General features: G+C 32.7%; 28 protein-coding genes. 22 read left to right on the forward strand and 6 right to left on the reverse strand.

Annotated elements, in window-relative coordinates:
* Nucleotides 1-139: 139 nt before the first annotated feature.
* Nucleotides 140-373, reverse strand: a complete 234-nt coding sequence (locus tag CF599_RS09435) for a helix-turn-helix domain-containing protein (protein ID WP_121965787.1) — start codon at nt 371-373, stop codon at nt 140-142.
* 189 nt (nt 374-562) lie between these two features.
* Between CF599_RS09435 and CF599_RS09440 the strand changes: the two genes are divergently transcribed.
* The 5 genes from CF599_RS09440 to CF599_RS09460 all read left to right on the forward strand — a co-directional run bounded on the left by CF599_RS09440 (nt 563) and on the right by CF599_RS09460 (nt 4392).
* The gene (locus CF599_RS09440; protein ID WP_143824812.1) at nt 563-820 is read left to right on the forward strand and encodes a hypothetical protein; all 258 of its coding nucleotides are present in this window, start codon (nt 563-565) and stop codon (nt 818-820) included.
* Between the two features lie 12 nt (nt 821-832).
* Entirely contained in the window at nt 833-1774 is a 942-nt protein-coding gene (locus CF599_RS09445; protein ID WP_121965789.1) for a hypothetical protein, read from the forward strand.
* Between the two features lie 175 nt (nt 1775-1949).
* A complete protein-coding gene (locus CF599_RS09450) occupies nt 1950-3119 on the forward strand; it encodes a site-specific integrase (RefSeq protein ID WP_121965790.1) in 1170 nt (389 codons plus the stop codon).
* 6 nt (nt 3120-3125) lie between these two features.
* Nucleotides 3126-3422 carry a hypothetical protein gene (locus CF599_RS09455; RefSeq protein WP_121965791.1) on the forward strand — a complete coding sequence of 99 codons (297 nt, stop codon included), beginning with the start codon at nt 3126-3128 and terminating at the stop codon, nt 3420-3422.
* Nucleotides 3412-4392 carry a hypothetical protein gene (locus tag CF599_RS09460; RefSeq protein ID WP_121965792.1) on the forward strand — a complete coding sequence of 327 codons (981 nt, stop codon included), beginning with the start codon at nt 3412-3414 and terminating at the stop codon, nt 4390-4392. The genes CF599_RS09455 and CF599_RS09460 overlap by 11 nt, the downstream gene beginning before the upstream one ends.
* Before the next feature lie 532 nt (nt 4393-4924).
* Here CF599_RS09460 and CF599_RS19515 read toward each other — a convergent pair.
* Entirely contained in the window at nt 4925-5101 is a 177-nt protein-coding gene (locus tag CF599_RS19515; protein ID WP_158221778.1) for a hypothetical protein, read from the reverse strand.
* 463 nt (nt 5102-5564) lie between these two features.
* On the opposite strand from CF599_RS19515, the gene CF599_RS09470 reads away from it, so the two are divergent.
* A complete protein-coding gene (locus CF599_RS09470) occupies nt 5565-6347 on the forward strand; it encodes an alpha/beta fold hydrolase (protein WP_121965794.1) in 783 nt (260 codons plus the stop codon).
* Between the two features lies 1 nt (nt 6348).
* On the opposite strand, the gene CF599_RS09475 is transcribed toward CF599_RS09470, so the two are convergent.
* The 3 genes from CF599_RS09475 to CF599_RS09485 form a co-directional block, all read right to left on the reverse strand.
* Nucleotides 6349-6552, reverse strand: coding sequence for a hypothetical protein (locus CF599_RS09475; protein WP_121965795.1), 204 nt, complete (start codon nt 6550-6552; stop codon nt 6349-6351).
* A gap of 144 nt (nt 6553-6696) precedes the next feature.
* Nucleotides 6697-7590, reverse strand: a complete 894-nt coding sequence (locus tag CF599_RS09480; RefSeq protein WP_121965796.1) for a lytic transglycosylase domain-containing protein — start codon at nt 7588-7590, stop codon at nt 6697-6699.
* The gene (locus CF599_RS09485; RefSeq protein WP_121965797.1) at nt 7574-8251 is read right to left on the reverse strand and encodes an alpha/beta hydrolase; all 678 of its coding nucleotides are present in this window, start codon (nt 8249-8251) and stop codon (nt 7574-7576) included. The genes CF599_RS09480 and CF599_RS09485 overlap by 17 nt, the downstream gene beginning before the upstream one ends.
* 478 nt (nt 8252-8729) lie before the next feature.
* Here CF599_RS09485 and CF599_RS09490 point away from each other — a divergent pair, with 478 nt between their 5' ends.
* Entirely contained in the window at nt 8730-9011 is a 282-nt protein-coding gene (locus CF599_RS09490) for a GNAT family N-acetyltransferase (protein ID WP_121965798.1), read from the forward strand.
* A 294-nt stretch (nt 9012-9305) separates the two neighbouring features.
* On the opposite strand, the gene mtaB is transcribed toward CF599_RS09490, so the two are convergent.
* Nucleotides 9306-10622 (reverse strand): tRNA (N(6)-L-threonylcarbamoyladenosine(37)-C(2))-methylthiotransferase MtaB, encoded by a 1317-nt coding sequence (mtaB, locus tag CF599_RS09495; protein WP_121965799.1) that lies wholly within the window; start codon nt 10620-10622, stop codon nt 9306-9308.
* Nucleotides 10623-10711: 89 nt separating this feature from the next.
* Between mtaB and CF599_RS09500 the strand changes: the two genes are divergently transcribed.
* The 15 genes from CF599_RS09500 to trpB all read left to right on the forward strand — a co-directional run bounded on the left by CF599_RS09500 (nt 10712) and on the right by trpB (nt 26077).
* A complete protein-coding gene (locus CF599_RS09500; RefSeq protein WP_121965800.1) occupies nt 10712-12310 on the forward strand; it encodes an ABC transporter substrate-binding protein in 1599 nt (532 codons plus the stop codon).
* A gap of 1037 nt (nt 12311-13347) precedes the next feature.
* Nucleotides 13348-13935 carry a suppressor of fused domain protein gene (locus tag CF599_RS09505; RefSeq protein WP_121965801.1) on the forward strand — a complete coding sequence of 196 codons (588 nt, stop codon included), beginning with the start codon at nt 13348-13350 and terminating at the stop codon, nt 13933-13935.
* Nucleotides 13936-13950: 15 nt separating this feature from the next.
* A complete protein-coding gene (locus CF599_RS09510; RefSeq protein ID WP_121965802.1) occupies nt 13951-14436 on the forward strand; it encodes a hypothetical protein in 486 nt (161 codons plus the stop codon).
* Nucleotides 14437-14551: 115 nt separating this feature from the next.
* Nucleotides 14552-15136, forward strand: coding sequence for a hypothetical protein (locus tag CF599_RS09515; RefSeq protein WP_121965803.1), 585 nt, complete (start codon nt 14552-14554; stop codon nt 15134-15136).
* Between the two features lie 23 nt (nt 15137-15159).
* Nucleotides 15160-15495: a hypothetical protein gene (locus CF599_RS09520; RefSeq protein WP_143824813.1), complete on the forward strand. Its 336-nt coding sequence runs from the start codon at nt 15160-15162 to the stop codon at nt 15493-15495.
* An 8-nt stretch (nt 15496-15503) separates the two neighbouring features.
* Entirely contained in the window at nt 15504-15689 is a 186-nt protein-coding gene (locus CF599_RS09525; RefSeq protein WP_121965805.1) for a hypothetical protein, read from the forward strand.
* A gap of 58 nt (nt 15690-15747) precedes the next feature.
* Nucleotides 15748-16272, forward strand: coding sequence for a hypothetical protein (locus CF599_RS09530; RefSeq protein ID WP_121965806.1), 525 nt, complete (start codon nt 15748-15750; stop codon nt 16270-16272).
* A gap of 227 nt (nt 16273-16499) precedes the next feature.
* A complete protein-coding gene (locus tag CF599_RS09535) occupies nt 16500-16727 on the forward strand; it encodes a hypothetical protein (RefSeq protein ID WP_121965807.1) in 228 nt (75 codons plus the stop codon).
* A 199-nt stretch (nt 16728-16926) separates the two neighbouring features.
* The gene (locus tag CF599_RS09540; protein WP_121965808.1) at nt 16927-17652 is read left to right on the forward strand and encodes a LytTR family DNA-binding domain-containing protein; all 726 of its coding nucleotides are present in this window, start codon (nt 16927-16929) and stop codon (nt 17650-17652) included.
* A complete protein-coding gene (locus CF599_RS19830; protein ID WP_254050269.1) occupies nt 17649-19253 on the forward strand; it encodes a two-component regulator propeller domain-containing protein in 1605 nt (534 codons plus the stop codon). The genes CF599_RS09540 and CF599_RS19830 overlap by 4 nt, the downstream gene beginning before the upstream one ends.
* A gap of 203 nt (nt 19254-19456) precedes the next feature.
* Entirely contained in the window at nt 19457-20605 is a 1149-nt protein-coding gene (locus tag CF599_RS19835; RefSeq protein ID WP_254050270.1) for a sensor histidine kinase, read from the forward strand.
* The gene (locus tag CF599_RS09550; protein ID WP_121965809.1) at nt 20606-21727 is read left to right on the forward strand and encodes a metallophosphoesterase; all 1122 of its coding nucleotides are present in this window, start codon (nt 20606-20608) and stop codon (nt 21725-21727) included. It begins immediately after the preceding gene.
* 71 nt (nt 21728-21798) lie between these two features.
* The gene (locus tag CF599_RS09555) at nt 21799-23658 is read left to right on the forward strand and encodes an ABC-F family ATP-binding cassette domain-containing protein (RefSeq protein WP_121965810.1); all 1860 of its coding nucleotides are present in this window, start codon (nt 21799-21801) and stop codon (nt 23656-23658) included.
* Between the two features lie 300 nt (nt 23659-23958).
* Nucleotides 23959-24606: a peptidoglycan-binding protein LysM gene (locus CF599_RS09560; protein ID WP_254050271.1), complete on the forward strand. Its 648-nt coding sequence runs from the start codon at nt 23959-23961 to the stop codon at nt 24604-24606.
* A 289-nt stretch (nt 24607-24895) separates the two neighbouring features.
* Nucleotides 24896-26077 (forward strand): tryptophan synthase subunit beta, encoded by a 1182-nt coding sequence (trpB, locus tag CF599_RS09565; protein WP_121965811.1) that lies wholly within the window; start codon nt 24896-24898, stop codon nt 26075-26077.
* The last annotated feature ends 26 nt before the right edge of the window (nt 26078-26103 follow it).

The following is a 26103-nucleotide window of genomic DNA, read 5'->3' on the forward strand; positions in this document are numbered from 1 at the left end:
CTAAAAACTCAGGTAAAATCATTTTTATAAACTCAATATAGTTTTCCACGTTTATTATTTATCATTACAAAGATCTGTAGTTTTTAATTCACACACAACTTTTGAGATTGATCCCTAATAGTTCCCCTCTGTTTAAAAGTTATAAATCTTTAAAAAAATCAGATAAAGAAATATTGTGAATTCTTAAAACAGTAATTAACGTTTTCATTGTTATATTCTGACCTGATTCTATTCTCCAATATTGCACCCTATTTAGATTATTATCAAAAGCAAAAGTTTCATAACTTTTGTAACCTTTACTTTTTCTTAGCTCTTTTAATTTTGTAGCTATCTTTCCAATCTCTTTCTCTATTTCTTTATCATCATTGTTCATACAACGAATTTTGGAAAAATACCGCTTATAATTTACCGCATAAAATAAACCGCTTATAATAGACTTTTTATTTCTATATTAGCTCCAATTTTTATTTTAAATTACATGGATTACAAGAATATTACAATAGCAATAATGCTATTCATCGTACTAATGTTAATAATAGTACTTTTAACAATTCCAATAAAAATGGCTAATAAACGAGGGAGAGCTGCTTGGTTTTGGTTTTTATTTTCATTGATTTTTTCTCCTTTTCTAAGTATGCTGTTCCTCTTCTTCTTAGGAGAAACTGAGAATAAGAGAAGAGAAAGAATTATTGAAGAAGAAAAGATACTAAATACATATAGAAATTCAGAAAGATATAGTTCAACATACAATGAAAACGATAGAGAACAATGGTTAAAAGCTAATCCTGATAAAACATTCAGCGACTATTACAATAGATAATTATAATTACCAATGAAAATAAATTACTTATTACTAATACTTTCAGTTGTGTTTATTTCTTGTAAAAATGAACAAAACAATTCTCTAAGTACTTCTTCAGAAGTAACTATCATAAAAGAAGAAAATTTTAATAAAGAGAGCTTTAAAGACAGAGCGGAGGAGTTAATTTATATTAGAGACTATCTTGAATATAAATTACCTATACTTATTATGAAACACTCTCCTGATTTAGTTGAAAAGGTACAGCAGGAGTTAATATTCAGAGGAGAAAATTCTACTTTAGAAGAAGCAGCAAAAAGAACAAAAAACTATCAAATCGCTTTTGAGTCGATTATTAATCAAGTTCGTATTAACAAACATAGCTTTAGAGAAGTAAAAAATGTTTTAGTCAATGATTATTTCAAACAAGACAAAAAAAATATAAAAATTCAAGAAGTTACTATAGAACGTTCAAACAACGAAACTGTTGGTAACAAGATTTATGGAGATTTTAATGGAGATGGTAAATTCGAATATGCATATCGAAAGCTTACAAAAAAAGGATACGGAAATCCTGTAGAAAATGGAGTACCAGATGAATATGAAATACATTTTAGCGATAATTCTATAAATCCCATAAAAGTTGGATGTTGTTGGTTTAAACTAATAAACGAAGGAGACTTAAACAATGATAGAGCAGATGAAATAACAATTGTTCAAAGTCCTGAAAATGGATGTATAGGTAGAGTATCAACTTATACCATAAAGAATAATAAAAGTAATTATTTATTTGAACCTTTCTCAATTTTTGTCTGTGCAGAAATAAGTAACAATGAACTTGAAAAATTAATTGTGAAAGAAAATAATACAATATTTTACTTTGAAGCTGACCCTAATGATGAAAATCAATTAAATGATGATGGTACTAAAATTAGGTTTGAGCGATTAATAAAAAAACAAGCTGTTTTATTTTAAATAAATTCATTCTTACCCCATTTTTATCAAGCGACTTTACTGGTCGCTTTTTTCATACCTTTTTCCAATAAGTTAATATTATGTTAAAATACAATTTTTGGCTTACAAAAAAAAGCTTCACGGGTATAATATATATATGATGATAACTAAATAATTTTTAAAATAATTATCCACTATGAAAAATTCTTTTACTGTAAAAACTATCCTTAGAAAGGACTTGTTTAAAAAAGATGAACCGAATAAACATCCTTTACATTATCAAATTATATTTAGAGGAGGAAAAACTAAAACAACATCGGGAAAATACGTCCATATTAACGATTGGGATGATAAGAAAAAATGCGTTAAAGAAACCTTGCTCAAAATGATACTACAGAAAGAAGAATCACGTATTTATAATCTTCTTTTGGAAATGGAAAATAATGGAGAGACTTTTAATAAAGAGAACATCCTTAAAAAAATAAACGGAAAAGATAAAATACAACAAAATCAAGATTTTTATTTTCATTTTGATGAGTATCTTAAAAATAGATTTGCTGCTGAATATTTATCAGAGGGGACAAAATATCACTATACTTTACTAAGAAAAAGATTAAAACAGTTTAAACCGAATCTAACGCTAAGAGAGATAAATGCAAAATTAATTGTAAGCTTTGTCGGCTTTTTAAAAGAAGACAAACAAGTAGGAAAAAGTGGTATAAATTCCAGAGTAAAAAATTTAAGCTGTGTATTGAAAAATTTTGTTATTCAAAAAATAATCGAAGAGAACCCTTGTGTATATTATAAAAAATTTGAAGAACATTCATCAATTGTCTTCTTAAATAAAGAAGAGTTAGAAAGATTTAGGGATGTAAATTTAGATATTGACACTGTACCCAAAAGCTTAAAATATACACGAGACTTGTTTTTATTCAGTTGTTATACAGGTTTGAGAGACTGCGATATAAAAACATTACGAAAAAAAGATATAACCAAAGATAAAAGTATAATCAAGCGACAAATTAAAACTAAAGATGTTGTAGAGATTCCTTTTAACGAATTCTGGTATAGTATTTTAATGAAATATGATATTAATAGTAAAAAAGATGAAGATTTACTTCTAACATCAACTTCCAATGCTTTAATCAATAGACATCTTAAGGTTATTGCAAAACTAAGTAAAATCAAGAAAAAAGTAAGCTTTCATACTGCACGTCATACATTTGGTTCTTTACTTGCCTTAGAAGGTATCCCTATTAATTGTATTTCAAAACTAATGGGACATAGGAATATAAAAACTACTCATATTTATATGAATACAGATTCGAAAATCTTAAGTAACGTAATGAAAGACATAAAATTTTAATTAACAATGGTTGGTCAAAAAAAAATAAAAAAAATAATTCTTGAATTAGCTCACTCTAAAAGAGAGTTACAAAAAGAAAAGAGTAAAAATATGGCTTTACTAATAAACGCAATAAAGCCAAAACAAGAATCAGACATTCTTAATCTCGAAAAAATTAAAGAAGAATATCAATTGTCAAAAAGAACTATATATAGGTATAGAACAAAAGGATTAAAATACTCCAAAACTTCTTCTAAAGGATTTGTTACTATTACAAGAGGCGACTTAGAACAATTTTTAAAAAAGGATATCTATGATAGATAAGATTAAAATAATTATAAAAGATGTAAATGTAGATTACTTAAGAAACAATTACGATTGGCGGGAAAAGAAGGATATACATAGAGAAAATGTAATCCCAAGCTCTAAACAACTTTATAGATATAATTTAACTCACAAATCAAAAACTTTTAAATTAAGATTATTATTAACCGAAAATTCAAAGACAAAACAATCTACCTTATCAATTGATGGTAGTATCAGAAAATGGTATTTTGGCAAAAACACAAGAAAAGATTTAAACTACAACGAGTTTATAGAATGTATTGAAATAATTGAATCTAAAATAGGTTTTAAGAAAGGAGAAATATGGCTAAAATCTAATATTACTAAATTAGAAATAGGAGTTACATTATTACTAAAAGATTTTACAATTGATATATTAAATTGCTTTGTAAAATATAAAGAAGCCAAAAGAGATATTAGCCATATAACAACACTATATTTCAAGCAAACTAATTATGAATTAAAATTCTATGATAAATACTTAGAAATACATAAGAAGGATAAAAAAAAGCTAATGAAATACAACGAGGTTATTTCTAAAAAACTCCTTTTGTTAAGATTTGAAATTTCTATTGAAAAAGTTAGTGATCCAGCTTTCAAAACAAAATATAAAAACTTACTAACACTTAAATCCAATTGGAATCAAATACCTACAGATTTACATAATTATCTAAACAGTATTATTTTTTTGAATATCTATGCTAAAGAGAAGAAAATAGAGCTTAATAATATTACAGTTTTTAAAGACAGTGGCTACTATCAACTTATAATAAACAGTGGAATAATAAAAGCAATTGAAATTATTAATAATTTTAAAAACCCAAATAACAAATCTAAACACATAAATGAGTTACTGGATATCTTTAAATCGTTTACTTGTGATGAAGACAACTACAAAGAAAAAATTCTAATTGAGTTGAACAAGAAAACTAAAAGATTATCTATATAACAAGAGTAATACTAAATATAAAAATATTAGATATAATCTAACATAGAGAATAACAAATAGAATACCCTTTTAAACCAAAGAAGAGAAACTAATAAGCTAAAGAAAATAGAACTTAACAAAGAAAAAAGTTTATAGCATTACTTTGTTCTTCCTTATATAAATTTAGATGTTTTCAATTGATTTTAAAAGCGTTCTTGTTCGGAAGACATATATTTACCAAAGAAGAAAAACAATGCTTTAAAACGTACTTAAAATAATTGTTTCAGAATTGGCTTAAGATTTTATACTAACTCTTGGAATTCATGAATATTACCCTAAATATTACCCTTATACAGTTGTAAATATTAAAATGTATAGTAATTATAAGGGGTTAAAGCATTAGTTTACGACCCTGATTGGATCACAGAAGCCTCAACGAAAGTTGAGGCTTTTTTGTGTTTAAATGTTAGTGTATTCGCTTTAAATTGAAATAATATATTATGCTAGAAGAAACATACAAAATATTATTTGAGAAATACTTTAATTACTATTTCTACAATGTATATAAAAATAACGAAGAAGAGTCTAGAAATTCAGCTAATTCTATTATTAAGAATATATCATGTATGATATTACTTATTACATTTAACTTATTCGTGATTTCTTTAGTGAATTTAGTGTTGGGAATAAAGATTAGATTAAATACTATGACTGTAAGACTTTTTTTCATCGCCATTAATGTTATTCTATATGTGGTTTACACTAAGTGGTTTAGTTTTAAAACTATTGAATGGAGTAAAAGTATAAGTATTAGTTCTGAAATAAAGAGAAATCCTATAATCCTATTTTCTGTTCTTTTTATTCTAACTATATTCTTGTTGCTGATATTAATTGTTGTTTTTTTTCCTAATCTTATTGTTTAATCGAGATGTCTATTTTCTTAGTTTACAAATAGTATCTTGTTTAAAAATATCAATGTATTCTTTTGTCATAAATTCAATTTTCATAATAAGTTGTACTTAGGGGCGTTTTGATTTGCTCTAAGGTGTTTTAGTTTATGATAATTCGTAAGGCTTTGAGTAGATTTGTTGACTTTGTAAGGTTTAGTTATTCCGTTACTTGAATTCTCAATATTTTTTTAACTTGCCCACTCCCCATATCTTCTCTATTTTTGAGATTTAAAATACCACACTATGATTACAGCTATCCAAGATTGTGTATTAATCAATCAGAAGAATGTCTTTTATAAACACTTTACCCATACTGAGCAGAGTAGATATACATTGGTTTTATTACACGACTCGTTAGGATGTGTGACATTATGGAGAGATTGGCCTGCGCTATTAGCAGAGCATTTACACTGTGATGTTGTGGTTTATGATAGAGTAGGGTACGGGCTGTCTGATAAGATGACAACGACTGTACGTGGACGTGATTACTTAAAGGATGAAGCTGTATTCTTAAAGGTGTTCTTAGAAGAACTAGAGCTAGATAAGGTAGTCTTATTTGGGCATAGTGATGGAGCCTCTATAGCGTTATTATTTGCAGCGATGTATCCAGATAGTACATTAGCGTTAGTAGCAGAAGCAGGTCATATATTCGTAGAGCAAGTTACTTTAGATGGAGTACGTGCTGCTAAGACAGCTTATGAGACTACAGACTTAGGAGAGCGCCTAGTGAAGTATCACGGCACTAAGGTAGATGATGTAGTCAAGGCTTGGGTAGATACGTGGTTATCTCCAGCATTTGCTGATTGGACAGTAGAGCAGGAGATGGCAGGTATTACAGCTCCCTTATTATTTATTCAGGGAGATTTAGATGAATACGGTAGCTTAGCTCAAGTCGATAAAACGATCCAACGTGCTAAAGGTATTGCGGAGAAAGTAATCTTCCCTAATGTAGGTCATACTCCACATAAAGAGGTTAAAGAATTGACTCTAGAAACTATTGTGGCATTCTTAAATAAGAATCTGTAACCTATAGCGCTTTTAATTGTTCTATTTTATCATAGAATAGCTTCTCTATTCTAGGGTCAGTATTGTTTAAATAGGCAGCTTGAAGACTTCTTAGATATACATCTAAGTCCGGTACTATACATCCCTCATCTAGATTAAAAGGTACAGATAAATTCTTTGCTTTGATTGCTTCGATTGAAGAAGTAACGTATTGTTGTTTGTCCATAATAGAATTGAATAGGTAGAATGAAATATTCTAATGCAAATGTACATAGAAAAGCATAGATGATAAAATGACATTGGCATAAATAAAGAGAGGTGTTTCCATTACAGAAACACCTCTCTTTATTTGGTTAACGTATATTTCATATTAAATTCCCTTAGTAGGAATCTCTATTTCATATATTCTATTATTCACCTTTAGGCTAGTGTTGATTAACCAAGGGTTATATAGTTTTAATAACTTATAATTAATCCCTTGTTCCTTAGCGAATAAAGCCAAATCAGCGATGTCGTAATCCACAGTCACCTTTTTAGTAGGAACGATAGGGTACTTCTCAGAATCAGGCATATCAAATCCGTATTGTACCGGGTTACCCATAATTTCTTTTAATGCGATAATTCTAAACACATATCTAGAAGTCTCTTGGTTAAGATATAAGTCATAGTAATCTGTTACATACTGACTATCCATAGCACGTGACATACCAGCCATACCTCTGTTATAAGAGGCAGCAGCCATTGTCCAGTTGCCGAAGCGGTTCTTTGCACTTTGGAAATATTTACAGGCAGCCTCCGTTACTTTGATAAGATCATATCGTTCATCTACATATTCATCTATATATAGGTTGAAGTCTTTAGAAGTTCCTTTCATAAATTGCCAGAATCCACTTGCACCAGCAGGAGATACCGCATTAGCTAATCCACTTTCGATCACACATAAGTACTTAAAGTCATCAGGGATGCCATTCTTTTTTAAGATTGGTTCGATGATAGGGAAGTATCTGTGTGCACGTTTTATAGTCGTGATAGTTGTTCCGTGAAGATTAGTGTTGATGATAAGTTCACGATCATATCGTTCTTTCACATCTATTTTGTCTAACGGCACTGTCTCACCAGCGAAGTTAGCAGATTTAGGTGTTGCGTGTGAGTGAAGAGCAGCATCATCTGCTGACGAGTTAGTTAACGAAGTAGCGAATACAAAAGTAGAGGCTACAGCTAATACAGCAGTTAACGCTAGTACGGTTCTAAGAGTCTTTTTCATTGTTATTTTTTAATATGATCGTTTCTAAATTTGTATTAAACCACTTGTGTTTAATGATAATCATAGCGTGTGTTCCACCTTCTATCTTTATCGCTGATTTTATATTAGACATCGGGAATATCTCATCCTTCGTTCCGTGTATATGTATGACATCATCTAGAGGGGTATCTTGCTTCCATTTTAATACTTCTCTGATGCACCAGTCTAAGTATTTCTTATCTCTTAGTGGTAGGTACTTGTCATAGAGTTCTAATCTTTTCATTGTATGTTGGGAAGCATTGCTTTTAATCCAACCCAAAACAGTATTTACCATCGAAGTCGGAAGACATCTATAGATTCCCGTTTTACTAGCAAAACGAAATAGTTTAGGAAACTCCTTATTAGAACGTACACTTGAAATAATAATTGTCTTTTTTACAGGAATTAATTTACTAATTTCTTGTGCGACTATTCCTCCAAAAGATACACCTATTAAAACAGGGTTGTCGTGTTTTATTAACGGAATATATCTTTTAATATATTGGTCTAAACTTTCGGATTTATCAATGTCTAACCATTCTAAAAATATCAATTCAAACCTTGTAATATCGAGATAAAGGTGTTCAAATATTAGGCTTGTAGAGGACATACCTGGGAAGAAATAAATAGGTATTTTGCTCATTTTAAATATTTTAAAGTTAATTTACGAGGTTATGACCGAAAAAATGCCGAACTTTGCTAAATATAGAGATTATAGTAAATCTAAACAAAAGAAATACTGCATATTTATTTCTGACCTTAAATCTGCAACTACCATTTACTGCGAATAAATTCTACTTTACATAGCTTCAATTAGCTCTAAAACCACACTACAGTGTGCTTTAATCACTAATTTTGCTCTGTTTTGTATAATTCATTCTCGTTTAAATGTTATCTGTAGATTTAAGGTCTGACTCGTTTTCATCGATTGACACACCTACTAAATTTATTTTTATAAAGAGTCATTGCATAGTAAGGTAAGCACTAAAGATAGTGTTTGATTAGCTATGATGAGGTAGTGTAGTTAGAAGTGAGTAGTATTATTTGACAGTATTTATTCGTTAAGAATAGACTGTGTTTTTACTATAATTTGTTTTGTAATCATAAAACTTGGAGATATAATGGAAATTAAAGACAATGAGTTGCTACGTCAGTTCGAGTACGAAACTGAAAAAGGCTTGCTTAGTGTAGAGTATTCACTACAAGAAAGAAAGATTTTTCTAACAAAACTTACGGGATTAGAGGCAGTGTTACCTACACAAGCATCTGATTTTATTAAGGGAATTCTAGAGATGGTACGAGAAAAGAAATTAAGAGTAGTACCTACACACCCAAAGATTGTTTCTTTCTTTAGAAAGAATCCTGTTTATAAAGAGATGTTACCTCCTGGTATTCGAATCTAAATAAACATAAGACAAACAACAAAACAAGGTATACTTAGTAGAACACTTATATTAAGTAAGTAGAACATAACATAAAAAGCCTGCTTTGATACTCTCAAAGCAGGCTTTTTTTAGAAGCGCCACACGGATTGCAAATCTGCGCGAGCTGTACTTACTATGTTTATTTGTCTTGCGAAGCGCTTAGCTGTCGCAGGACAGAATGTTAAGAAAACATCTGGTAGATGTTTTTAGTGATGGGCCAGGAGAGGTGCGGACAATCCGTGACGTGTATTTATGTCGCAAACTATACTTTTATTAGATGAACTCTAATCTTACGATACCATCCTCATCTATCTTGGTTAACTTCACTGCGTGTAGTGTATTCACTAACGCTGGATCCCAAGGTGTTTTTACCTTTACATAGTTCTCTGTAAATCCGTGGATATATCCCTCTTTATTCTCACTTTCGAATAAGACTGTTTTCTCTTTACCGATTTGTGATTCGTAGAAGGCACGACGTTTCTTTACAGAAAGACCTCTTAGCATCTTACTGCGTTTATTGCGCACATTCATAGGTACTACTTCATCCATATCCACAGCCTCTGTATTATCACGCTCAGAGTAAGTAAATACGTGTAAGTAAGAGATATCAAGTTCGCTAAGGAAGTTGTATGTCTCTAAGAATTTCTCGTCAGATTCCCCAGGGAAACCTACGATAACATCTACACCTACACAGCAGTCAGGCATCACCTCTCTGATCTTCTCTACACGCTCTACATACAGCTCACGTAGGTAACGACGCTTCATCTTCTTTAAGATATCGTTACACCCTGACTGTAAAGGGATGTGGAAGTGAGGCACGAATGTTCTACTCTTAGACACGAAGTCTATCGTCTCATTCTTTAATAAGTTAGGTTCTATAGAAGAGATACGAAGTCTCTCTATTCCCTCTACTGTATCTAATGCTTGTACTAATTCTAAGAACGTGTGCTCGTGTTTTTTATTACCGAACTCTCCTTTACCATAGTCACCGATATTCACACCTGTTAATACAATCTCTTTGATATCCTGAGCAGATATTTCTTTTGCGTTAAGCAGTACGTTCTCCATCGTGTCACTACGAGAGATACCACGTGCTAACGGGATAGTACAGTATGTACATTTATAATCACACCCATCCTGCACTTTAAGAAAAGCACGAGTACGGTCACCGATAGAGTAACTTCCTACATAGAAGTCCGCCTCCGATATTTCGCAAGAATGTACTTGTCCCATATCATTCTTAGACAAGTCATTGATGTAATCTGTTATTTTAAACTTCTCAGTCGCTCCTAATACTAAATCTACCCCATCGACAGAAGCTAGTTCCTCCGGTTTTAATTGAGCATAACAACCCACTGCTGCTACGAAAGCTTTATCGTTTTTCTTCTGAGCCTTTTTGACTATTTGCTTAAACTGTTTGTCTGCATTTTCTGTTACAGAACACGTATTGATAACATAGATATCAGCTACTTCTTCAAAATCCACTCTATCAAATCCTTCTTCTGTAAAATTTCTAGCGATAGTGGAAGTTTCAGAGAAGTTAAGCTTACAACCTAATGTATAAAAAGCTACTTTTTTTCTATTTTCCATAATGATTACTTACTAAGTAGTAACTTTGAATTATATTTACTTTTTCAATATTGAAAAGGTTTGCAAATTTACGTACAAAAATCGGTTTGATGAAATCAATAATTCATTACGTTTCAATATTTTGTGTCTGTGTACTGACGTTTTCTTGTCAGAAAAAATCAGCCAATCAAGATATCAATTTAGTTTTTAGATATAACGAGAATGCTAATATTCAAACATTAGACCCTGCTTTCGCGAGAAGTATGGCTATTATTTGGCCATGTAATCAACTTTTTAACGGGTTGGTACAGCTAGATGACAGCTTACACGTACAGCCTGATATTGCTAGATCGTGGACTATAAGTGAAGATGGTAAGCGATATGACTTTACCCTTAGATCAAATGTGTACTTCCACAAGCATACTAATTTTGGGGCAGACAGTACACGCACAGTGAATGCTCGTGATTTCGCCTATAGTTTTAATAGAATAGTAGATAAGGATGTCGTCTCTCCAGGTGCGTGGATCTTTCAGAAGGTAGAGAAGTTCACCGCTGTTAATGACAGTGTGTTTCGCATAGAACTTAAGGAAGCTTTTCCTGCATTTTTAGGATTGTTATCGATGAGGTATGCCTCTGTCGTACCTAAGGAAGTGGTGGAAGATAAGACACAAGACTTTCGTTCTCATCCCATCGGAACAGGGCCTTTCTACTTTAAGTTTTGGGAAGAGAATATAAAATTAGTGCTTCGCAAAAATAATCGCTACTTCGAGAAAGATGAGAACGGGGTATCCTTACCTTATCTAGAGGCGGTATCTATCACTTTCTTACCAGATAAACAAAGTAGTTTCTTACAATTCTTACAAGGAAATTTAGACTTTATCTCAGGACTTGATCCATCTTATAAAGACGAAATCATTACAGAAGACGGACAACTCAACCCCAAGTACAACGATAAAATCCAAATGGTGACAGGACCTTATCTAAATACAGAATATCTAGGATTTAACCTTGATTCGCCTAGTGCAGTACAAGATAAGAGAATAAGACAAGCGCTTAATAAAGGATTTGACCGAAATAAGATGTTGCTTCATTTGCGCAGTGGGATGGGTGAAGATAATGTAGGGGGGATTATCCCTAAAGGCCTTGAGGGGCAAATCTCACTTGATCCATTGTATAATCCACAAGTCGCTTTAGAGCTAGTGAATGCTTATAAAAAAGAGAAGAAGCTAGACAGAGTAGAGGTAACGCTATCTACGAATGCCTCTTATCTAGATATAGGGGAATATCTACAACGCGAGTGGAAGAAAATCGGTATAGATGTAGTGGTAGATGTTACTCCTCCGGCATCCTTACGTCAGGGTATGGCGTCAGGGAAAGTGTCATTCTTCAGAGGAAGTTGGATAGCTGATTATCCAGATGCAGAGAACTATCTGTCTCTATTTTATTCAAAGAACAAGGCACCTAATGGACCTAACTATACTCGATTTGACAATAAGGAATATGACAAATTATACAATCAAGCGTTAAGTGAAGTCTCTCCAGATAAGCGAACTACGCTGTATCAGCAGATGGATCACATTATCGCTGATGAAGTACCTGCTATCATCTTGTTTTACGATAGAGCAGCACGGTTCTCTCATCAAAATGTAAAGGGATTGGGCATTAACCCAATGAACAACTTATTCTTAAAACGAGTGTATAAAGAGTAGAGATTATTTTCAAGTTATAAATACTCATCACAATAAAAGGAAAGCTAGTAAATACAACAATGTATTCACTAGCTTTTTTTGTATGTATCTATCTTAAATGCGGATTATGTATTAGCCAAATATTATAAGGTAATTCTATTTTATTCGTTGTAAGTGTGTTGTGTGTGTTTATACTGCTGACACTTTGTTAGAATAACCCTCACTAATTCATCTCTATCTCGCTTCTGAGTTACATCACAGTTCTCTACTATAGTATTTAAATAAAAGTGAACTGCTTTTTTTGTTTTACACTCATTAACCATCTATTTGCTTTCAAAATAACCATTCTAATCTTCCTTTTTTTTCAGAATATCCCCATTTTAGCCCCAAATGGCACAATTTTCAAAAAATGAGACATATTTTTTTTAAAGTGTAAAAATACCTAAATAACTATTTTTGAGATTGTTAATGTGTTTTTGGTTAATCAAGTGTTTTTCTAGAACACCTTTCAATCCCAATGAGAGTCAGTACTAATAGCGAGTTGCTCGACAGTTAGTCGAGTATTCGCCGTAAATAGTCGCTCTGAGAAATATTAGTCGAGTAATGATTCTCGTATTGATAGGTAATCTACGACTAGCTGAGTATTGGGATTAAGTAGGAGGAGAATGGAGGGAGGGATAATACGTTACGCCCTGTTGATACACAATGTTGGCGTAGGGGCGTAACACTTTACGCCCACATAAAACATCTTTTAGATGTTTTAATCAATACACGTCACGGATCAAATCTACGACAACGCAAGTATTGTGGCTTACGTAGCCACAGTCTATGTCCTGCTGAAGAATGAAGCATCTCACACGCTGTTTTCTTAGTGCGCTGTGCTGTGTCAGATAAGCTAGTGTTTCTGTTTTTTTTAAGTATATAGGGTTTATTGTAGTTTTTTATGTTAAAGTGTTTTTATATACGTTTATTTTGTGGTTTTGTTTTGAATTATTATATTTAAGGAGTGTTTGTTTTTAGATAGATACACTTTATGAATTATCAAAAAAAAAAAAATAATGAAACCTTCAGAAGATAATAAGGCTTATGCTCGTTTTTTTGCAAATGCAATTGGGTTTGATGCTAAAATTTACAAGTATTTTGATCATAATGAAAGTCATTCAGTAGCATTAGTGTCTGTAGTAGATCCTATTGATAAAAATGTATTGATTTTTAGCACTATAGGGGTGTCAGATTATCCTAATAATATAGAAGGGTCAGATGGCGGGGTCTTAAATATGCCTGTAGAGTTATTAATGGTAGGTTATAAGCACTATGATAAGGTACCTAATATTTTATCTACGGTTAGCTTTTATATTACTAAAGATGGGTTAGAATGTATGCCAGGAACTATTTTTGTAAATACCATATCGGATTTTTATGATAGTGATATGAAACATATTATGTTTATAGAACCTTATTTATGGGCTGATAAGTTAAGTAAACGAGAGTTTGGTAAGAAGAAGGTACATTGTTTATTATTAGTGCCTATCTCAGATAATGAGTTAGATTATAGAGGTGAATATGGAGCGAATGCCTTAGAACGTCTACTCTTCGCTGATGAAGAGATAGATCTTTACGATATTAAGCGCAAATCTGTTGTTTAAAATTAGATGAGATAGATGAGAAAATATAATATAGTTGAGCCTGAAGTAATTGTAGGGTTAGGAGAAAAAACTGTATTTAGTGATATAGATAATTCTTATAGCGAGATTTTAAAGTTACATATTCATTTAGAAGATTGGTTGGGTGATGATTTGGTTGTTATTTCTAATTTTTATGTAGTAACAGATGTTTTAAAAGAAGGATTAGAACAAAGTGAATTGAGTGGATTTGAATTTGTGAATATTGAAGTTACTAAAGACGAGTGTTTTAATATCAACTTTAACAAGAGTAGGGCTTTTCCTTCTTTTTGGGGTATGAAAATAACTGGAGTAAAGGGAAAGGATGACGTCTATGTCAATTCATTAGAGTTAAATGTGTCAGAAGAGTTTATGACCTTTCTGAAAGGGGAGTATCAAGTACACTATTTGGTCGTTAATCCAGAGTATGATAAGGAGCTTGATGATTTTATTATGAGTTTGATAAACAGAGATAGAAATAGTTAATTTATTTAAGGAAGTGATAAGTAAGTACTATGTGTAAAAGCTAATATTACTATATATAATGAGGATGACTTAGTAGAGGAGAGGTTTGCGGATGATTTTTAAAAAGTAAATAGAGATGTACAGATTAGAGTTTACCCAATATAATGGTGTTATGAAGAAAATGATGGATGAACAAATGACATTAGAAGTTCATCTTTCAGAAGAGTTTGATGATAATATTCCAAAAGAATTTTTATCCTTTACTCCTAGACAGTGGGCAGAATATGCTTTTAAGAATGATAAGGGATATACCGTTAATTGTTATAAAGATGATAAACCATATTGTCAAATCACTTCGTGTATGATGTATATAGCTTTCCATTATTATGACAGTAATTCTTTTAAACCAGGTTTGAAAATTGTGTATTTTAAAGTAGAAGACGATATGTGTCAACGTTATAGTAAAGGTAAAGTCTTTTTAACTCAAGTTACTTGGTATGGGAAATTAGCTAAAACATTAATGTTTTATTCTTCTAAAAAAAAGGATAATGTATTCCTCGATGAATGGGTTATTGAAGATGGTAAAACTGTAAATATAGAACAGTATGGTACGGGAGATTTAAGTCAACATTGGTTTAAAGAGCCTGAGCATTGTTTAGATTTTGAACATCTCTTAGATTATCAGATGATATTCGAGAAGTTTCCTAGTATAAAAAGGTAAATATGTATTTAGAAGATAAAATAATGGCACTTGGGGGACTAGAAATAGTATCAACATTTGAAACACTTAAAAATAATAATTTTAATGTAGATAAATACATTAATAAGAATGATCTACGGCTTGCGAAAGAGTATATAGATTTTTCTATTGAATATGGTTATAGTCTATTTGTAAATGATATAGTTGTAAACGGCATAGAGAAAGTCCCAGTAGGATATGATGATGGTACTGTAAGCGTTTCATTCATTTACGGGTGGCGTAAAGGAGAGGAATCAATCCAGAGTACTCGTGAATCATTATTAGATCAGATAAGCCCTCAATATTTCGTCTTTGCAGAGGGAAATCCTGGGATTATTTAGTGATTAATATGCTCAAAGGTGATGTGTATTACTATTCACACGATAGCCTATCTAATGATGGTTTAACTCTAGTAGCTCATAGTTTTGAAGATTTTATAGACAGACTACAGATAAATACTAATATTACGATATATGGTGAGGACGATTTAGAAGAAGATGATTTAGAAGATGAGTGGTTTGCGGATGATTTTTAAGGTGTAGTAATAGAATTGATTTCTAGTGAGATAACCTATAGGTAAGAAAATATGTACTATGGATAAAGAAGAACTAAAAGAGCGGTTTAATCAGTTTAGGAGTAAAGTTAAAAGTATAGAGCTTACTAAGTTTTGGACTTACTGCTTAGTGTTGCTTGTTTATTTTGAGCTGTTTTTTTTTGAGTACATTGTGTTATTAAAGTATGAAAAGAACACTATGATTTTTCTATTAGAGATTAATATTTTAGAATATCTTGTAATGGGTGTTTTTTGTATGGTCGTATTTTTTATAATAATACTACCTATTATTTTCTTTATATTGTTGTTAATAGAGTGGTTAAAGATTAAGTGGTTAGCCTCCATTATAATTACGTTTAGTCTTTATAATGTTATTTTCGTGTATGTGATAAAAGGTTTACAGACTTATGAAAGACCTGATGTAGACTTGATGATGATGTTTATTCCACTATTAGTAAATATTCCTATTATTTGGTATCTGTTTCGTAAGGTGTTTAAGCGATTAGATAAGCAGGATAATCTTGGTTATATGCCTTTTAGGAGTACGTATTTTAAGGATTGGTAGGATGAGTGATAGAGTAATAGTATAAAATATTTATTATGAAGTTGGGTAAAAATAGCATTGTGGTTATGTCTTGGTTATGTCATCTGTATGTATTCCATCTCTTAGTATTGATTTTTTTACTGATTAGCCCTAAAGGGTTGTCATTAGAATTCTTTGTAGCTCTTTTAATTGTTCCCTTAGTTTTAGCTTTTTTTAATCTCTTCTATTATGTGTTTTCAGTGTGATTAATGTTTCTTCTACTCTATAAAACAAAAGTAAAGGCTGTATTAGTATATGGTTTAACGAGTATATTACCGATGATTTATTATAGAATAGAAGCGGCTGGCATTGAAAGTGAGCAATTGACTGTGTTCTTGTGTTATGTTGGTACTGTAGCTGTGGTTTCTTTGTTGTTTAGAAAAGCGTTTAAACGAATTGATATAGGGAAAAAAAGTAAACTAGGAAGTATTCTTTAGAAATAATTAAAATGAATAGAACAGAAGTGTTCAGCTACTGAACAGTTATTTTAGCAATGAGATAAGATGTTGTTGTTTTGTACTGATTAAAGAGTAGAATATTTGATTATTTAAAATTGGCAGAAGTGGTCAGTATAAGAATGTATTGTTTATTTTTGCGTTAACAGCCCCACAGAACTAACAAATACACCTTATTAGTATGTTAAATGAATTAGTAGTCTTAGTAGTAGACGATGAGCCGAAAGTGGCAGAGGTTTTAAAGACGATAATTGAGAAGAGAGTAGTCTATGACGAGCGTATAATCGTACATACGGCTAACTCTGTGCAGGAGGCTGTAAAGATAGCTGAGGTGCAGTTACCTGATTTAGTGTTCTTAGATATACAGATGCCTGAAGAAGATGGTTTTGAGTTGTTTAAGTATTTAGAAAAGGGTTCTTTTGAAGTAGTTTTTACTACTGCTTATCAGCAGTATGCGATAGATGCTATTAATAAATATGACTGTCTAAAATATCTGCTTAAGCCTATCGGTGTGCAAGATGTACAAGATGTGTTCGATAAGTATAAGGAATTAGAGGGATACCAATATTTCTATAAGGTGATTAAGAATAATCAGAAGAGGTATATGGTGCGTGTAGAAGATATTATCTACTGTAAGGCGGCTGATAACTACTGTGAGATTTACCTTAAGGATCAGAAGTATCTAATCTCTAAGACACTTAAGAATGTAGAGGATAAGATTAAACATAAAAACTTTAAACGGGTTAATCGCTCGTATTTAGTCAATGTGGACTATATCGATTACATCGATAAGGATACAAATGTGATTTATTTTAAAGAGACGATTAAAGTTAATAATGAAGAGACAGATAATGTGATAACCATCGCATCTAATACGATGAAGGAGCTCAATAGTCTTAATATATGAGATATATTCTAACTGTATTATTACTCTTTGTTTATCATATTACATTGGGCCAAGGGGTAGTGACTAAGCAGTATACTATCGATAATGGGTTGATGGCTAATGATGTGCGTGCCTTATGTGTAGACTCTAATGGGGTGTTATGGATAGGGTCTCGCTCTGGACTAACACAGAAGATACAGGGAGTAGTAAAGTCTAATGAGGATGCCGCTAGATATCGCTATACAAATGTGACTGATATTATCGAGGATGATGATCGAGGAATATGGGTAGGTAGTTATGGGCAGGGTATCTTATATAGGGCTAAAGGAGAGGTGCGGATTATCAGTACACAGCAGGGGTTAATTTCTAATCGTATCCGTCGTTTATTAGCTGTTGGTGATAAAATTTATGTGGCTACCTCTGATGGGGTATCTATTATCTCTAAGAAAGATTATTCGATCACTAATCCTGTGTTTACTTCTAATAAAAATAATCCTTTTGAGGTAAGTGATTTCTTTGAATATAATAATGAGATTTATGTCTCTACTATTAATGACGGGATCTATAAGATAGTCGGCGATAAATTAGTCTTCGTAGAGAAAGTAGGACGTGTATTCGCCGCTATTAGTTTAAATGGATTGATTTTTTATGGTTGTCAAGAGGGATTAATCGTTAAAGATTATACTACTAATAAACTAGTAAAGAAATATGATATTCCACCAATTAAAGATATTAAGAGAGCTAATAATCAATTGTATATCGTCAGTGGTGGAATAGATGAGAATAATGGTCGTGTCTATCGATGGGATGGTGTCTCACTAGAGAATATCACAGAATACCTAGGCGCTTTTGAGACAGATTATTACTCGATAAGTTATGATGATAAGAACGACTTCTTATATTTAGGGACGAAAACTCAAGGGGTGTTTCAGGTAGACTTATTCTCTCCATTAAGTTATGATCCTACGTATGGCAGTGTATCTGTGGTAAAGGCAATAAACGATAGAGTGTTTCTCTTTAGTAATAAGGGGATGTATATGCAAGAGAAGAATGCTGCAGTAGGTGAGGTTTCTCTTCAGGCGTTTAAAAATTATCAACAACAACATTATAAGAAGCATGCTGCCCATACAACAAAGGCCAATCACTTCTATGAAATAGATTACACGACACCCGCTGAGAAAATCGTATTCTATTCTGCGGTCACGCATAATAATTCTATTTGGGTTAGTAGTAATATAGGGGTGTTTCAGGTAGGTTATAACGGATATATTCTATCCTATCATTCTATTCATACTTATAAATTCGGGTTTTATAAGAATCAATTTATAGAAACTAATCCATTCGGTGGGATTCGTATATATAGTGATTTGTTTAAGATGGAGTATAAGTATTACTTCCGTATAGATAGTGAGGATATCCCTAGAGACATAGTGGATATCGCTTATGTAGATAATAAGATGTACTTCGCGGGTGCGTTAGATGGTTTATATAGTTTAGAAGATAAAGAGTTATTATCTCTCTCGAGACTTAATGTGTTCTCAGAACATCGACTTAAGAAAATAACCAATGGCCAAATAACACTTTATATGTTGCTACTGACTTTAATGATATCTATGTATTAGAAACCAAAAGCGGGAAATATGTAGTAAAGGATTTTATCTCAAATAAAGATATTATAGGTAGCAATATCACATTACTAAAGTGTATTAATGGACAGGTATTTATAGGTACAAGTAAAGGGTTAACTGTATTAGATAAGAATCACAAGTTTTATTTTAATAGAGAACAAGGACTGGGAAATGGAGAAATCCTATCTTATACCTTAGTGAATAATCTATTGTATATAGGAACTACAGAAGGACTATATGTCTTAGATGTGACTTATTTTAAACAAAGAGAAGTACAGTATCATATCAATATTTCTCAGATAGAGATAAATGGAAAAGAGCTTGATAAGAAAGGGGAGATATATTATGATATAAAAGAGTTGTCTCTCAAGAGTAAAGAAAATAATATACAAATAGGCTTTGAAGTATTAGGAACGAAATTTCCTAATAAACTTGACTTTCAGTATAGGTTAAAACCTGGTGAGAACTGGATGAATGTTAGGGAAAATAAACTAGAACTTCACTATCTAGAGTCAGGAATCTATCCGATAGATATTAAGATCGTAGATTATGACAGTGGTAACGAGCTAATCTATCCACTGCTTTATCTAGAGATTGCTCAGCCTTATTATGCTACGACTTGGTTTATATTAATGTGCGTAGGACTGTTATTAGGATTGTCATATCTGTTCTATAGGCTTCGTCTGATGCAGGTAAAAAGAATTCAAATCATAGAGAAGAAGAAGTTAGAGTATCAGAAGCGTCTAGCTGAGGTGAAATTACAGTCTGTTCGCAGTCAGATGAACTCTCATTTCGTCTTTAATGTACTGAGTTCTATACAGTATTATATTATCAAAGAGGAGATGGATGATGCACTGTATTATTTAGAGCGATTTGCTAAATTAATCCGTACTACATTAGATATGTCTACTATAGAGCGCATCACACTTAAAGAGGAGTGTGACTACCTTAAGGTATATGTGGAGATTGAGAATATGAGATTAGATGGACGTGTGCGTTTTGAGATTGATAAAGGAAATGTAGATTTAGGTAGTGTCTTAATACCTCCATTACTGTTACAGCCTTTCGTAGAGAATAGCCTAGTACACGCTTTCCCTGCTTCTATAGAACATCCTTTATTAGTTATCTCAATGGTTAAGAGTGGAGATAATGACTTAGTTATAGAGATAAGAGATAATGGTATCGGGAATATGTCAGTCAAAGAAAAACGACATGATTCTAAGGGGCTTTGTATTGTTAAAGAAAGACTGTCTCTTATACAGCAGTATGAAGAGGAGGATCTAGTGGTCACTCATCACAGTGAGGGGACGACTGTGAGAATAGTATTAAAAAGCGTAATAAAGTAGATGAAGAGATTTTTGTTTTTAGGGATATTTATCCTGTATATGTTGTCGAATACTTATGTGTTCTATAATTACAGTGCTTTAGTCAGAGATAGCGATTATAGCGTTAAGTTGTTTTTCGGCGTAGTGGCAGCGTTGATGTCGTTTAGTGTAATTATTTTTTATGCTATCGGTAAGCGTATACCGGTATATTTAGCTTCGTATTTATATAAGATAGGGACTGGGTGGCTGATGCTGAGTATTTACGCATTTATGCTGTGTTTAGTATTTGACATAGGTTGGGTGATTAACCAATTTACAAGTCAGTCAGATTTGTTTATCTATGATCATCATTCCCCTGCTAGAGGTTCATTATTGATATTATTAACTTTAGTCATCGCGCTGATAGGGCACTTTACTTATTTAAAGAAGAAAAGAAGAGAGATAGTTATTAAGGTAGATAAGAAGTTACCTAAGGAATTGCGTTTTGTTCTATTGACAGATTTGCATTTAGGATATGCAATAGAACAAAAAGAGTTAAGGAAATGGGTAGAACGCGTGAATGCTGAACAAGCGGATGCTGTCTTAATAGCAGGAGATGTGATAGACGTAAGTCTGATACCTCTTCAGTATTATAAGTTAGACGAGGTATTGAGAGAATTTAAGAGTGAATATGGTACATATGCGTGTCTAGGTAATCACGAGTATCTCGCAGGAGTAGAGGGAAGTATTAACTTTCTTAAATCGGCAGGTATACATATACTTCGAGATGAGGTAGTGCATATAGATTCGCTTGGCATTAACTTAATCGGTAGAGATGATAAGACGAATAGACATCGAAAGGAATTAGGTGAGATAATGAAGTCTGTAGATCACAGTCAAACAAATATTCTACTAGATCATCAGCCTTATTTATTAGAAGAGGCAGTTAAGAATAAAGTAGATTTGCAATGTTCGGGTCATACACATAGAGGTCAGATGTGGCCGATATCGTGGATTACGGATCGTATATTCGAAAATTCGCATGGGTATTTAAAGAAAGAGGATACACATATATATGTAAGCTCAGGTGTAGGGATTTGGGGCGGTAGATACCGCATCGGTACTGTGTCAGAGTATATTGTTATAAGGGTACAAGGGGTATAAATATGAACGTAAAAGGATAGCCTTTTTTCTTATCAAGAAATAAAGGCTATTTTTGTAAAAAAATAAAGATAGTGAACTATTTATCAGTAGAAAATATAATGAAGTCTTTTGGAGCAAGAACGTTGTTCGAAGACATTTCTTTTGGAATTAATAAAGATCAGAAAATAGCTTTTATCGCTAAGAATGGATCAGGTAAGACAACTATATTGCGCATCATCACGGGTGAGGATTTTCCTGACTCAGGGCAAGTAGTTATACGCAAGGGAATACGTATGGCATTCTTATCTCAAGAGCCTAACCTGCAAGATGAGTTAACGATAGAGGAGAGTATATTCGCTTCAGATAATGAAACTTTAAAGATTATAGAAGATTATGAGAAAGCTTTAGAGAATCCTGAAGATGCTGATGCATACCAAAAGGCATTCGAGAAGATGGATGCTCATAACGCTTGGGATTTTGAGACGCAGTATAAGCAAATCTTGTTTAAGCTGAAGTTAGAAGACTTAAAGTTAAAAGTAAAGTCTTTATCAGGAGGGCAAAAGAAAAGATTAGCCTTAGCTATTATCTTGATTAATAGACCGGATCTATTGATTCTAGATGAGCCAACTAACCACTTGGATCTAGAGATGATCGAATGGTTAGAGAATTACTTTGCTAAGGAGAATATTACTTTGTTTATGGTGACGCACGACCGTTTCTTCTTAGAGCGTGTGTGTAACGAGATTATCGAGTTAGATAATGGAAAGATCTATCAGTATAAAGGAAATTACTCTTATTACTTAGAAAAGAAAGAGGAGCGTCTAGCGATAGAGAATGCGAGTATAGATAAAGCTCAGAATTTATTCGTTAAAGAACTGTCTTGGATGAGAAGACAACCAAAAGCTCGTACGACTAAGTCTAAATCTCGTATAGATGATTTCTACGTGATTAAGGAAAAGGCGAATAGCCGAAGACATGAGCATCAAGTAGAGTTAGAGATTAATATGGAGCGTATCGGTAGTAAGATTATCGAGCTTCATAAGCTTCATAAGAAATTTAAAGATAAAGTTATTCTTGAGGATTATAGCTATAACTTTAATAAAGGAGAGCGTATCGGTATCATCGGTAAGAATGGTAGTGGTAAGTCTACTTTCCTTAATATGCTTACGCAAGGATTAGAACCAGATGCAGGTAAGGTAGTAGTAGGAGAGACAATAAAGATAGGGTACTATACACAGAGTGGTATCCAAGTGAAACCAGGACAGAAGGTTATAGAGGTTATTAAAGAGTACGGAGAGCAAATCCCGTTAGCGAAAGGTAGAATGATCTCTGCAGGGCAGCTTTTAGAGCGTTTCTTGTTTGATAGAAAGAAACAATATGATTATGTAGAGAAACTAAGTGGAGGAGAGCTTAAACGCCTTTATTTATGTACTGTACTTATACAGAACCCTAACTTCTTGATTCTAGATGAGCCTACCAATGACTTAGACATCGTTACGTTAAACGTATTAGAGAGTTTCTTACTTGACTATCCAGGATGTTTAGTAGTAGTATCTCACGATAGATACTTTATGGATAAGATCGTAGATCACTTGTTTGTCTTTAGAGGAGAGGGAGTAATAGAAGATTTCCCAGGTAACTATTCTGACTTCAGAACGTATGAAGATAGTGCTGAACCAGTAAAAGATGATACACCAAAAGAAAAGGTAAATTGGAAAGATAATCAAGCGAAGAAAGGGTTGACTTTTCAAGAGCAAAAAGAGTTTCAAAAATTAGAGAGAGAAATCGCTAATCTAGAACAAAAGAGAGTAGAGATAGAGAAGCTTTTTTCTGATGGGAAAGTAGGAGATGAACAGGTAGAAACGAAGGCAAATGAGCTTCAGAAAGTGTTAAAAGATCTTGAAGATAAAGAAGAGAAATGGTTTGAGCTTTCTTCTAAAATGGAAGCGTAAAAATCACCATTTAATAGCAAAAACAAGAAGGTGCAATATCGAGAGGTATTGCACCTTTTTTTTGTTCAATCTCTTGTTTTTACTAGTATGAACTCCTTTAATTTAAGATTTAATTATGTTTTGGGCAAGTTTATTTTTGTTAATCTGTTTATTTTTAAATAAATGAATATCAGTGTATTGTATTTGTTTTAGCTGTTAAAGTTTGAAAAGTGATATTAAAAAAATAGGAGGTTTTGAAAAATGAAGTATCTTTGCCATCAGAAATTTCAAGTGGTGACAGGGCTTGAGAAATTAGTTTTAATGAGAAAAAAATGTTCTTTTTTTATTGGTATTGTCCTATTAACAGGAGGAGTAGTTTCAGGTTTTAAACAGTATGAAACTATGCTTTTAGAGGAGTATAAAATCGTCCCAGAAGGCCCATTATCGTATGAGTTTCCAGAGAGCCAAGAAGGCATGGAAGAGTCAGCAGAGTTTTTAGCAATACCATTTATCGGAAAGACTTATGTCGGTTTTAAACAGGCATTGGCAGTACGTGAATCGTACGGATTATACAGAATAGTTAATTCATACGGTTATATGGGCAAATACCAGTTTGGTAAAGTGGCATTACGTTCAATAGGCGTAACGGATACGACTAACTTTTTACACGATCCATTAATGCAAGAAAAAGCTTTCGACGCATTAGTTTCAAAAAACAAGTGGATCTTGAGAAAAGAGATTGAAAGATTTGATGGTAAACGCATCGGAGGGATCGCTATCACAGAATCAGGAATCTTAGCTGCGGCTCACTTAGGTGGTGCTGGTTCAGTAAAGAAATTTTTGAACAGTAATGGTTCAGAAGGATTCAAAGATGGTTACGGAACTTCGATTCGTACATACTTAAAAAGTTTTAGCGGATACGATGTATCTGAGATTACAGCAGAGAAAGACGCTGTAGTGATGCTATAACTCTTTAAAAAAGAAAAACTTAAAGGATACTGTTTTTTAATAGTATCCTTTTTTTTATTGTTTATTGAAAATAAGTTTCTACATTTGCAATTCAATAAGTAGAGAAACGAAATGAATTTAATTCTTACAAATACTTGGTGGTGGAGTGCACTTACGTCGAATGTCGTGAGCAGTCCTTGCTATGTATATATGAATTAAGAGAAATAATATATAATACCTAGAAGAGGCTTGTCATACGACAAGCCTCTTTTTTTTTGTACCTAATCCAAAATATAAACAAGTAAGAAATATGAAATATCAAGTAAACAAAGACGGTTATTACGGGAATTATGGAGGAGCTTTTATTCCTGATGCGTTAGCACCTATCATAGGTCAATTACAAAGAGAGTATATCCACATTATAGAGCAAGAGGATTTTCAACAAGAAATGGCTCAACTATTAGAAGACTATGTAGGTCGGCCAACACCTTTGTATTTTGCAAAAGGACTGTCTCAAAAGTATAATACGAAGATCTATTTAAAAAGAGAGGATTTATGCCATACAGGTGCGCATAAAATTAATAATACAATCGGTCAGATATTATTAGCTAAGCGATTAGGAAAGCGTAAAATAGTAGCAGAGACTGGTGCTGGACAACATGGAGTGGCTACAGCAACTGTATGTGCATTAATGGGAATGGAATGTATCGTGTATATGGGGGCACTAGATATCGAGAGACAAGCTCCTAATGTAGCACGTATGAAAATGTTAGGTGCTGAGGTAAGACCTGCTGAATCAGGTGCTAAAACATTAAAAGAAGCTGTAGACGAGGCATTACTATACTGGATAGAGAACCCAGATGACACTTTTTATCTTATAGGATCTGCTGTAGGACCACATCCTTATCCTGATATGGTGAGCAAGTTTCAATCTATTATCTCTAAAGAAATCAGAAAACAGTTATTAGTAAAAGAGGGACGTGAAGAACCTGATTGTATCGTAGCATGTGTAGGTGGAGGAAGTAATGCAGTAGGTGCTTTTTATCATTTCTTAGAGGATGAACAAGTAAAGCTTATTGTAGCTGAAGGTGGAGGAGAAGGTGCTGATAGCCCTAAGACTGCTGCTACTTCTTTTGTAGGTAAGAAGGGCGTGTTACACGGTAGTAAAACATTATTTATGCAAGATGAAGATGGAGAGCCGATGGAAGCTTACTCTGTATCAGCAGGTTTAGATTATCCTGGTTTTGGGCCACTGTATGCTCATATGAAAGAATTAGGCAGAGCGGAGTTCTATGCTATTAAAGATGATGAAGCGATGAATGCTGGTCTAGCCCTTTGTAAAGTTGAAGGAATCATTCCGGCGATAGAGAGTTCTCATGCTTTAGCTGTTTTAGAACAACGCAAGTTTAAACCAGAGGATATTGTGGTAATAAATTTATCAGGAAGAGGGGATAAAGACTTGGATAACTACCGTAGTTACTTTAACTTTTAATCTAGTGAGTATGTATATTAATATAG

This window comes from Myroides sp. N17-2 (assembly GCF_002286775.1).
GTDB lineage: Bacteria > Bacteroidota > Bacteroidia > Flavobacteriales > Flavobacteriaceae > Flavobacterium.